This window comes from Helcococcus sueciensis DSM 17243 (assembly GCF_000423145.1).
Taxonomy (GTDB): Bacteria; Bacillota; Clostridia; order Tissierellales; family Peptoniphilaceae; genus Helcococcus; species Helcococcus sueciensis.
Genome location: NZ_AUHK01000007.1, coordinates 48,884 through 60,968, shown reverse-complemented (window position 1 = coordinate 60,968; position 12,085 = coordinate 48,884). Strand labels below are relative to the sequence as shown.

Genomic DNA, 12,085 nt, shown 5'->3' with positions numbered 1-12,085 from the left:
TTAATTATGATTGAATAAGACTTTTGCTATTTTATCAGCATAATGTCTAATCTTTCCGTCTTTTATTTCAATTATATCATCTTCAATGATTTCAATATTTTCTTTTTCAAAATATCGTCTTTCTTCATCCGTTAATATTACTAAGTCTGAATTTACTTTATGATATTTTCCAATAATCTCATCTTTTGGTATCTTTTTATTTACTATTATCGAGTCTATAAATTTCTTTTCAGCATGATCAATAATAGCTTTATAATGGTCGTATACACTATAATCTGTAGTTTCTCCTTCTTGAGTTACAGCATTTACTATATAATAGACTTTAGCTCTTGATTGTAAGATTAAATCAACCATATCTTTTGCTAATAAATTTGGTATTAAAGATGTGTAAAGACTTCCTGGACCAAATATTACAATATCTGCTTCTAATATATCTTTTTTAGCATCTTCAAAAATCTCAATATCTTCTGGATCAAGTTTTATTTTTTTTATCTTAGATTTTGACTCTATAACTTTTTCAGGAATTTTAGATTCACCTCGAATCATTTCTCCATTTTCAAGTTCAGCTATTAAATCTGTATTTTCAAGTGTCAAAGGTAACACTTTTCCAGTAATTGAAAGTACTTCTCCTGTTCTATATACAGCTTTTCCAAAATCCTTATAAATATCTGACATAGCAGCTATAAATAAATTTCCAAAACTATGACCTTCTAAATCACCAGATGCGAATCTATAATCGAATAATTGTTTCATATATTTATCTGTATTCGCAAGTGCTACAAGGCAATTTCTAATATCTCCTGGGGCAATTATTCCCATATCTTCTCTTAATCTTCCAGTTGAACCACCATCATCTGCCACAGTAATTACCGCTGTAATTTTACTAGTAATCTTTTTTAATCCTGGAAGTAATGCGGAAATTCCACTACCACCTCCAATAGCAACGATATGAGGCTCTGGCCATATTTTAGTAATCTTCATATCTACCTCTATATAGTTTATATTATTTAAATATTTTTCTTATCAATAAATATACACCATGCATTGCAACTATTGAAATCAAATACAATGATTGAGCAATAATCATATATATAGGTCCACTTAATGGTACAATACTAGAAAGTACTGCTGGTGGATTTACTAAAAATCCATAATTTGCTGTCGGATATGCAGTTGATAATAATAAATTAAATATCAATAATCCTAAATTATATATTAGCGTAAATTTCAATACATATAATAAATCTTTAGATGTTAATTTTACTTGGTCTGCTACTATATAAAAAACAGCTCCTATTAACAAACAATAATGGAATATAAAGAAATGAAAATTTGTTATATGTGGAAATTTATACTGATACATATCTGGAACTGACATCGCTAATATTCCACCCATTAGTCCCCAATATATAGAAACTTTCTTAATATTGCTATTACCTATAAATATATCATATATAAAGAATAAAATAACCACTCTACAAGAATACATTGGCAAGGATTCATGAATAGTAAATGTACCTGACCAAACAAACCATATGTAAATTACAGTTTGTGTTACTATCATCGTCCATCCTAATATTTTTTTGAATTTTAATTTTGATTTCTCAGATTTATTCTTATAACTTGCAGCAAATATGATAAAAGGTATTAAAATAATTAGTGCAAGTATATGAAGAGGACTAAATGGAGTTATAGTTGTATAATCTAACTCAGGCCTCATAAAAAATTTAAAAAAATTCATTTTTCCTCCATAAAATAAAAAATTAATTTTTAGTTTATATTAATCTATATTTACAAACAAAAAGGGATTGAAACTTTTCCAATCCCTTATATACTTTATGTTATAAATTATATACAGATTTGTCAATCATATTTTATATTCCTATAAGAAGAACTTTGTCCTCATCATTAACATTTAAATCTTTAGAATTTCCAAAGATTTCATCAATACCTTCTTTATCAAGTATAAAATAATCTTTCGCTTCAATTAATATTGTTTTCTCATCTAAGGACTTTTCATCTGCTTTAACAAATACTGCTTCATTTGTTAATTTGTCATTTTTAATTAAATATACTTTAGTATATCTATCTTTATTTGTTAAAATAAGTTCTCCAACAGTCATATTACTCTCCAATTTGATGTTTTATTTTCATAATTTGATTGAAAAATTCATCTGAAAGATCTGAATATTCTAGTATGAAATCAAAATCTTCATTTGCCTTATCAAATCTTTTTAGTGATATATTTATGATTGCTCTATTATATCTAAGTTTTAATTCAGTAGGATATTTTTCAATAGCCTCATCTGCAATTTGTAATGCTTCAAAATCCTTTTCTAAAATATACTTTACATAGATATAATCTGTGTATAAAGTTGCAAAGTCAGCACCTTTATCTATAGCCTCTTCAAAATATCTTTCGGCCATTTCAGGATTTTCCTGATTCATATATGATATTGCTATATAATAAGGAATATCAAATCTTGATGAATTTTTTCTAGCTTCCATAAGTTCTGTAATTGCAGAACTATAATTCATCTTGTTAATTAAATAAATTGCATTTTCAACAGCAACATCAGGAGCTACTTTTTGCATTTGATCTCTTATAGATTCTTTTAATTCTTCATTATCTGTATTATCCAATGCTCTTTTGAAATAGCTATTCGCCTTTATATATTCACCAGTTGATTTTGAAATATTTCCCATCTCAAAATTTGCAAAAGGATTTTCATTATTGAAATTTAATATCCTTTGAAGAATTCTTACAGCTTCTTCTACAAATATATGTCTCTCATCCTCTGATACATCTAATCCCCAAAGCATAGATGCATAGTTATATGCTGCAAGTTCATTCTTTTCATCCAGTATAAAAGCTGCTCTTGAATATAATAAAGCTTTTTCTATATCTTTACCTATATTTTCCACAGACTTTTTCATGGCATAATTTGATGGATTTTCAAAAGCTTTTTTTAGTATTTCTTTATATTCATTTATATATAAAAATTCATTGTCAATTGCGATATTAAATAAAATTCCATTAAAAATATATTCCATTTTTATTTCATTATCGAAATTATTTGTAGTAATTCCATCTACCATTTCTTCTAATAAAATTGGTAAGGGGATATCAGATATCCCCAATGAATTATATTTATTAATATTGTCTTTAAGTTCTATATATGACAACTTATTTGTTTTTTGTCTAAAATATTTCTCAATTGGATTCATTAATTAAAACATCCCTTCAAATTCTCTTTTTCTTCTTGATGAGTTATAAAGTATAGTAAATAAATAACCTTTATATAAATATATAAATGCAAGAAGTAATGAGTATACTAATGATTGTACTAAATATGAGATATTAAATATTGCTAATCCTACAAATTGCATTCTATATTGTAAAAAAACATAAAATACTAATGGAATTATCCAGTGTAATATATTTTCTTTTAAGAAAGATAATATATGTGAATAAGCTTCTACCCCATAATTATTAGCAATATACACTTCTTCATATAATAATGACATGATTCCAAACAGTATTAAAGTTCCTATCATATTGAATATTGAACTTGTTGTTCCTAAAAATAAAAATAGATATTCTAATAACACATATGGAAACATAACTGATGAAAATGGTCCAAAAAATGTTTTATAACCATCTATAATTCCATTTATTCTAAATCTATTATATAAGACTAAATCATATAATATTCCAATTAAAGCAGCACCAAAGACTATGGATACGATATATCTAGCGAATCCTAATAAAAAATTTATTCCACCATCAAATCCGGATAGTAATGTTTGAACCCAAAATTCAGCTACAGTTAATCCTAAAATAACTAATGCTAATAGAGGTATATATTTTAGATTTTTAAATGTTTTGTTTAATGCACTTTTATTTACATTTATTACGTCAGAAATAATATTCATTAATCCTCCTACATTTTATTAGGTGATTTAATTCCTAATAAATCTAATAAATTATGAATTGTCACTTTTGTTGCATATACTAATAATGCTCTAGCTTTTTTCTCTTCTTCTTCAGAATTCAAAATATGAATACTATTATAGAATGAATTGAATTTTTGTGCTATTTCTGTAACATGTCTAGTAATTATAAATGGCTCATATTTCTCCATAGCTTGAATAATAGCTTCAGGAGCATTGTATATTGATTTAATTAATTCAATTTCTTGCGGTTCCTTTAATAAAGAAAAATCAACATCATCAGTAATTTCGATATCTATTTTTTCTAAAATTTGATTTGCTCTTGCATGTGCATATTGTACATAAGGACCAGTCTCACCTTCAAAGTTTAATAATTGATCCCAGTCAAAAACATAATCTTTTACTCTTTGATTGAATAATTCTTGGAATTTTACAGCTCCAATACCTACATCTTTAGCAATTTCATCTTTATTTTCAAGATTTGGATTTCTTGCTGCAATTATTTCTTCAGTCTTCTCAATAGCTTTATTCAATACATCTTCTAAAAAGATTACATTTCCTCTTCGAGTTGATAATGTCCCCTCTTTAACACTTACCATTCCAAATGATACGTGAACACAATCTTTTGCCCAGTCATATCCCATTTTATCTAAAATCTTAAATAAACTTATAAAATGAAGATTTTGTTGAGTAGCTACAACATATATATTTTTATAAAAATCATAATGTTGCTTTCTATATCTTGCAGTAGCCATATCTCTTGTAATATATGAAGACGATCCATCACTCTTAAAAATCATTGCTGGTGGATTTTCTTCACCCATATCTATTACTTGAGCACCTTCTGACTCATATAATAGACCTGACTTTTCAATTTCTTCTCTAATTTCAGGTATAAATTGTGCATGGAAATATTCCCCATTATAAGATTCAAATTCAATTCCTAACATGTCATATACACGATTGAATTCTTTCAAACTTATTTCTTTAAACCATCTCCAAGTTTCTAGAGCAAACTCATCTTTTTCTTCAAGTTTTTTGAACCATGCTCTTGCTTCATCTTTTAACGCAGGGTCTGATTCTGACTCTTTTGTATATCTTACATATAATTTCAACAATTCTCTAATAGGATCTTTATCTATGACTTCTTTATCTCCCCATTTTAAATACGCAGAAATAAGAACTCCGAATTGTGTACCATAGTCTCCCAAATAGTTAATACTTTCTACAGTAAAACCTAAAAATCTAAATATTCTCTTTAATGAATCTCCAATAACGGTAGATCTTATATGTCCTATATGGAAAGGTTTAGCAATATTTGGAGAGCTATAGTCAATAGTAACTAATTTTCCCTCACCCATTTTTGATGAACCATATTTATATTTTTCTTCAAACACCTTTTCAAGTACTATTTGATTAAATTTAGTTTGATCTAAATAAAAATTGATATAGGGTCCAGCTGTTTTAACTTCGCTAAATAATTCTGATTGTATCTTACTTACTAAGTCTTCAGCAATTATATTAGGAGCTTTTCTCATTGTTTTAGCTAATCTAAACGTCGGAAAAGAAAAATCTCCCAATTCTTTGTTTTTAGGTACTTCTATTAGATTTAATATTTCGTCCTGAGATAAACCAATATCTAATCCTCCAAGCAAATTACTAATTTCTAATTTATAATCCATAATTATTTTAGTGTCACTACTGTAACACCAGCTCCTCCCTCATCATGATTTCCTATTCTGTATTCTTTTACATAATTTGATTTTTTCAAATACTCAATTACACCAGACCTTAAAGCTCCAGTTCCTTTTCCGTGTATTAAATAAACCTTTTTCATGCCTATTAAAGATGAAGTATCAAAAAATCTATCTATTTCAATCCTTGCTTCTTCGACATTTAATCCTCTTAAATCAATTTCTTGACTTGTATTTCTATCCGATGCATTCATCATTAATTTTCTGTAAGATGACTTAGATTTTTCTTTTTGGATGTCTTCATCAGTTTTTTCAATATCACTTATATGTATATTAAATTTTAATATACCCATTTGAACCATCAAATCTCCTTTATTGTCAGGTAAAGTTTGAACGGTAGCTAAATCATTCATCGAAATAACTCTTACAGTTTCACCAAGCTTCAAGTCTAGATTTTTATTAACTCTATTTTTTGTTTTTGATTTATTTTCATATTGACCACTAATATCTTTATACTTTTCATTAATTTTAGTATAAGTTCTATCAATATCTGCGGTTTGAGATTTGCTTTTTGATTTTGCAAGTTTTAGCATATTTTTAGATTCATTTTTAGCATCTTCTAATATTCTACGTGCTTCAATTTTTGCTTCTTCTACTTCATCTAAAGCTTTTTGTTTTTTATTTTCAAAATCTTTATTAAAATCTTCAATTAATTTTTTATATCTTAATTTTTCTTTATTTGTTTCTCTAATCTCTGCTTCCAATACAGATTTATCTTCTTCAATACTTGCTATTATATCTTCAAAATCTTTATTTTCTTCAGATAAATATGTTCCAGCTATTCTCAATATCTCATTATCTAGTCCAAGTCTTTTTGAGATTTCAAAAGCATTTGATTTACCTGGTCTACCAATTGTTAATTTATATTTTGGTGATAAAGTTTCTACGTCAAATTCTACATTTGCATTTTGTACATCTTCCGTTGACATTGCATATAGCTTCAACTCGCTATAATGAGTAGTCGAAACAAGCAATGTTCCTCTTTTTACCAATGTATCGATGATTGCCATGGCAAGAGCAGCTCCTTCTACCGGATCTGTACCATTTCCAAGCTCGTCAAATAATACTAAAGAATTCTCATCTGCATGTTCTAATATGTGAACTATATTTTTCATTGATGCTGAAAATGTAGATAAAGATTGTTCAATACTTTGATTATCTCCTATATCAGTATATATCTCATCAAAAATGCTTATTTTTGAGAAATCATCCGCTGGTATAAATAGTCCTGCTTGAGACATTAGAATTATTAAACCTAAAGTTTTTAATGATACAGTTTTACCACCAGTATTTGGACCTGTAATCACTAAAGCCTTGAATGTATCGCCCAATCTTATATCTATAGGAACTACTTCTCCCTTTAATAGAGGATGTTTTGCATTTTTTATATCAATAATTTTTTCATCATTAATTAAAGGTCTATGATATCCCATATCTAAAGCATATTTTGCCTTTGCAAATGTAAAATCTAAATCTACTAAATGATATTGATTATTTTCAATTTCTTCATGATACATAAATACCATTTCTGAAAGTTCTTTAAGTATTCTTCTAATCTCTTCAATTTCTTCAATTTCTAAATCTCTAATTTTATTGTTGATTTCAACAATTTCCATGGGTTCGATATATATAGTTTGTCCAGAAGATGACAAATCATGTGCAATTCCTGGAACCTTTGATCTAGCTCCAGCCTTTACAGGAACTACATATCTTCCATCTCTCATAGTTATAAAACCATCTTGAAGATTTATATTGTCGCCTTTTACCATAGATTGTAATTTAGCTCTTGCTTCATCTTCTTTATCTTTTATTGATTTTCTAATATTATAAAGTGTCCTTGAAGCATCATCAGCAATAGTCTCATCATCTACTATAATTCTTTCAATCTCTCTTTGTATCCTGATATTGGTATAAAGCTTATCTATTTGAACTGATATTATATTTTCACCTTCATATTCTGATTTATAATCTTTAAGACTTTGTGATACTCTGAGTGAATCAGCTATTTGCATAAATTCATAATTTTCGAGTATCGCTTGTTTTTTAAGTCTTTTTACAATCGACTTTAAATCATGAATACCATATAAAGGTGGAAATGAAAATTTTCTTATAAGCTCAATTGCATCTTCTGTCTTATTTAACATATGTTCAATTTTAGACTTCTCATATAATGGCATTATCTTTGAAGCTTTTTCTTTACCTAGATTAGATGCACAATATTCTATTAATTTTTCTTGTATTTTAACCCATTCTAATGTGTTAATTGTGTTTTGTTCCATTTTTCTCCATTATCTTTTTAATAATTCTTGTAATTGTTTCTTAGTTTGGAGAGTCAATTTTTCTTGTTCGAGAAGATTGCTACGTAAAATTTCATTATCTTCTTTAGCTTTCTTCACAATATTGTTTTGTCTATCTAATTCTAATTTATATTTATCACGATCTATAGTCAATAATTCAATACTAGTTTCTAGTTTATCAAGCTTTTCTAAAAGATCTGTTATTTTTTGATCTGCATCCTTATGCTTTTCTTTATACTCTTCAAATTCATCTCTGAGTGGTTCATATTTTTCAAGAGGTTCTTTAGAAATTTCTCTTAAATTTTCAAACTCTTTTCCTACTCTATATAAATCATCAGCTATATTTAAACATGCAAGCGTTGCTGACATTGTGGGATTAATATATTTATTTAATAAAGAATTATTTGCCTTTTCTATTTCCCTATCTACATAATTTACAATCTTGTCAGTTTCTTCCTTGCTTCTTTCTGTCTTAAGAAGATAATTATTTCCATTTATATTAATTTCATAGCTATTCTTACTCATAATTATCTCCTTATTTCAATATTAAATGCTTCTTTTAATCCTTTTTCTATATTGTTAAACGCTTCTTTTACGGTTTCTTCTTTTAATGTATATTCATCGGATTGGAAACCTAATTTATACGCTAAAGATATCTTACCTTTATCAATTTGATTACCTTCATAAGTATCAAATAATTTAACTAGTTTTAGATAGTCCCCACCATTTTCTTTTATAACATCAATTATTGATTGTGATTCTACACTTTTATCTATAACAAACGCTATATCTCTTTCTACTAGCGGGTATTTAGATATTTTTTTGTATTGTACAAGTTCTTCTCTCAAACTATTTAATAATTCTACATTTAATTCGAATAAATTAACCCTTTGATTAATTTCAAAATTATCTAGTACCATAGGACTTATTTCTCCTATTGTACCTAATAAATTACCATCTTTTATTACATTTGCACAACGCCCTGTATGGAATATAGGATTATTTTCTTCTCTTTCAAATCTTATATTTATTATATTTAGTTTTAATAATAATTTTTCCAGTACATCCTTTAGATAGTAATAATCATAATCTCCAACTAAAGCAACTACTAATTTTTTAGTTTCAATTATATTATCATTTTCTTTTGTAAATGTATTTCCTAATTCTGTAAATCTTAAATCATATTGTTTTTTATTTAGATTACTTCTTATAGCTTCTAAAATATTTCCAATTAGGGTAGTTCTCATAACTGAAAAATCTTCTCCCAACGGATTTAATATTTCTATGCTATTTTGTATTTTATCATCTTCTTTTAAATTTAATTTTTCATATTGTTTTCTTGAAACAAATGAATATGTCATTATTTCAGAAAATCCTAATGAATATATTTCTTGTCTAACTTTATCTTCAAAAATTCTTAATTCAGATTTTACTCCTTGAGTTAATCCTCCAACAAGTGATTTTGGTTTGATATTATGGAATCCATATAGTCTTCCAACTTCTTCAATTAAATCAGCTTCTATTCTCAAATCTTCTCTGAAATATGGTATAGTTGCTAAAATTTCGTCACCACTTATTTTAGTTTCTATTTCTAAAGAATTTAAATATTTACTACTTTCTTCTGGACTTAATTCTATGCCTAAAAGATTGTTTGAAGCTTTATTGGATAGACTTACTGTTATTTTCTCTTCATTAAAATCTCCAGAATCTTCTATTCCAGAAACTACAACTCCTGAGTCAGTTTCTTCAATTAATTTTAAAAATCTTTTTATAGCAAGTTCTGCTGTAACAGGAGAAACTCCTTTTTCAAATCTTGATGAAGCTTCTGATCTTAATCCCAATCTCTTTGAAGTTAATCTTATAGATTCTTGATTAAAATTAGCTGATTCAATTAAGATAGTTTTAGTATTATCTGTAACTTCTGTATCGAATCCACCCATAACTCCTGCAATACCTATAGCTCTTGAATTCCCATCAGCAATTACTATGTCAGAAGATGATATTTTTCTTTCATTTTGGTCTATTGTTTTAACAGTTTCATTATCATTACCTTGACGAACTATAATCTTCTTTCCGTCAATTGTATCCAAATCATATGCATGTAGAGGCTGTCCATACTCTAACATAACAAAATTCGTAAAATCTACGATATTGGATATTGGTCTCATACCTGCATTTCTTAAGTAATTTTGAATATATAGTGGTGAATCTTTTATAACTATATCTTTAACTACTGCAGATAAAAATCTTTTAGAATTTTCTGTTTGTATTTCTACTCCATTGAAATAATCTTCATATGAATCTTCTTCTTTTTCTAATTTTTTAGATGGTTCTTGAATTTTTGTTTCATATACTGCAGCAACTTCTCTTGCCATTCCTATTATAGATAGGCAATCAGGTCTATTTGGTGTTATTTCAAATTCAATAATATCATCATCTAAATCTAAGACCTTTATTGCATCATCACCAGGTTCTACTTCATTTCCTAAAATAATAATTCCATCTTCATAGTTCTTAGGCGCTAAATTATCTGCTACACCAAGTTCTTTGTAACTACATAACATTCCTGGAGATTTTACTCCTTTAAACTCAGCTACACCAATTGTGATATTTCCTGGTAATGTTGCACCAACTTTTGCCAGTACTACATTGTCAGAAACTTTCATATTTTTTGCACCTGTTACAACTTCTAATTCTTCACTTCCTAAATCAAGTTTTACAATTGAAAGATTGTCTGCATTTTCATGCTTATTTATTTCTAATATTTGAGCTACAACTAAATTAGATAATCCACTATATCTTCTAATGGATTCAACATGTGAACCAGAATCTGTTACTTTTTTTGCTATTTCTTTTGTGTCAGCTTTAATATCTACATATTCTCTAAGCCATTTTACTGGTACTAACATCTATCCCCCTAAAACTGTTCTAAAAATCTCTTGTCATTTTCATAAATAAGTCTTATATCATCAAGACCATATTTAACCATAGTTATACGGTCTACACCCATACCAAATGCAAATCCAGTATATTTTTCACTATCTATTCCACAATTTTCAAGCACTTGTGGGTGAACCATACCGCATCCTAAAAGTTCCATTGACCATCCTGTATTATGGCATACTTCACAGCCTTTTCCTTTACAATTAAAACATGAAACATCAACTTCCATTGATGGTTCTGTAAATGGGAAATAGTGTGGTCTAAATCTCGTTTCAAATTCTTCTCCAAATAACTCCTTAATAAATACATTTATCGTATCTATTAGGTTTGCCATTGAAACATTTTCACCAACTACAAGTCCTTCAATCTGATGAAACATCGGTGAATGTGTTGAATCCACTTCATCAAATCTAAATGTACGTCCTGCTGAAACCATTCTTATTGGAGGTTTTTGGCTAAGCATAGTACGTACCTGTACTGGAGATGTATGAGTTCTAAGTAATGTTTCTTTGTCTATATAAAATGTATCACTTAAGTCTCTGGAAGGATGGTTTTTTGGTGAATTTAATTTGTCAAAATTATTTTCAACCGTTTCTATCTCTGGTCCATCAATTACTGAAAATCCCATATATCTAAATAAATTTTCTAACTCTTCCATTGTCTGATTAAGTGGATGTCTGTGACCCAATTTCACTTCATCTTTTGATGCTGTCACATCAATTCTTTCATCTATTAGTCTTTTTCTAAGTTTTTCCCACTTAAAGCTTTCTTTTTTTTCTTCTATTGCTTTTTCAATTTCTTTTCTAATTTCATTTGCAATTTTACCAACTACTGGTCTTTCTTCTTTAGAAAGTTTGCCCATTTCTTTAAGTAAAAGTGTTAATTCTCCTTTTTTTCCAAGAAGTTTTACCCTTAATTCTTCAACTCCACTTTCTTCTTTTGCGGTTTTTATGGCTTCAAGTGATTTAATTTTAATTTCTTCTAATCTTTCTTTCATATTTACCTCCATAATCTTATTAATTATATCATTAAATGGCGATATTTACTATATAAAAGCTATGTATTATATATTTACTTAAATATTTTATTTAAGATAAAAAAAATACTACAAATTTAATTTCATTGTAGTATTTTATA

General features: G+C 27.5%; 11 protein-coding genes. 1 reads left to right on the top strand and 10 read right to left on the bottom strand.

Annotation, left to right across the window (positions count from 1 at the left end; genetic code table 11):
- The 9 genes from G534_RS0103190 to pheT form a co-directional block, all read right to left on the bottom strand.
- The gene (locus tag G534_RS0103190) at positions 1-981 is read right to left on the bottom strand and encodes a gluconeogenesis factor YvcK family protein (protein ID WP_027347840.1); all 981 of its coding nucleotides are present in this window, start codon (positions 979-981) and stop codon (positions 1-3) included.
- Positions 982-1,003: 22 nt separating this feature from the next.
- Complete coding sequence (locus G534_RS0103185; protein ID WP_027347839.1) at positions 1,004-1,741, bottom strand: YwaF family protein; 738 nt, start codon at positions 1,739-1,741, stop codon at positions 1,004-1,006.
- Positions 1,742-1,874: 133 nt separating this feature from the next.
- Positions 1,875-2,123 carry a hypothetical protein gene (locus tag G534_RS0103180; protein WP_027347838.1) on the bottom strand — a complete coding sequence of 83 codons (249 nt, stop codon included), beginning with the start codon at positions 2,121-2,123 and terminating at the stop codon, positions 1,875-1,877.
- Position 2,124: 1 nt separating this feature from the next.
- A complete protein-coding gene (locus G534_RS0103175; protein WP_027347837.1) occupies positions 2,125-3,228 on the bottom strand; it encodes a tetratricopeptide repeat protein in 1,104 nt (367 codons plus the stop codon).
- Between the two features lie 3 nt (positions 3,229-3,231).
- Complete coding sequence (locus G534_RS0103170; RefSeq protein WP_027347836.1) at positions 3,232-3,936, bottom strand: hypothetical protein; 705 nt, start codon at positions 3,934-3,936, stop codon at positions 3,232-3,234.
- Positions 3,937-3,944: 8 nt separating this feature from the next.
- The gene (gene argS / locus G534_RS0103165) at positions 3,945-5,639 is read right to left on the bottom strand and encodes an arginine--tRNA ligase (RefSeq protein ID WP_027347835.1); all 1,695 of its coding nucleotides are present in this window, start codon (positions 5,637-5,639) and stop codon (positions 3,945-3,947) included.
- A complete protein-coding gene (locus G534_RS0103160) occupies positions 5,639-7,987 on the bottom strand; it encodes an endonuclease MutS2 (protein WP_027347834.1) in 2,349 nt (782 codons plus the stop codon). Before G534_RS0103160 ends, argS begins: the two co-directional genes overlap by 1 nt.
- 9 nt (positions 7,988-7,996) lie before the next feature.
- Positions 7,997-8,530 carry a cell division protein ZapA gene (locus G534_RS0103155; protein WP_027347833.1) on the bottom strand — a complete coding sequence of 178 codons (534 nt, stop codon included), beginning with the start codon at positions 8,528-8,530 and terminating at the stop codon, positions 7,997-7,999.
- Between the two features lie 2 nt (positions 8,531-8,532).
- Complete coding sequence (gene pheT, locus G534_RS0103150; RefSeq protein WP_027347832.1) at positions 8,533-10,914, bottom strand: phenylalanine--tRNA ligase subunit beta; 2,382 nt, start codon at positions 10,912-10,914, stop codon at positions 8,533-8,535.
- Here pheT and G534_RS08935 point away from each other — a divergent pair.
- On the top strand, positions 10,874-10,963 hold the full coding sequence (locus G534_RS08935; RefSeq protein WP_472385518.1) for a hypothetical protein: 90 nt from the start codon (positions 10,874-10,876) through the stop codon (positions 10,961-10,963). The genes pheT and G534_RS08935 overlap by 41 nt on opposite strands.
- Here the strand turns inward: G534_RS08935 and pheS are convergent.
- Positions 10,923-11,945 (bottom strand): phenylalanine--tRNA ligase subunit alpha, encoded by a 1,023-nt coding sequence (gene pheS / locus G534_RS0103145; protein WP_027347831.1) that lies wholly within the window; start codon positions 11,943-11,945, stop codon positions 10,923-10,925. The two genes, G534_RS08935 and pheS, sit on opposite strands and share 41 nt — an antisense overlap.
- Positions 11,946-12,085 lie beyond the last annotated feature (140 nt).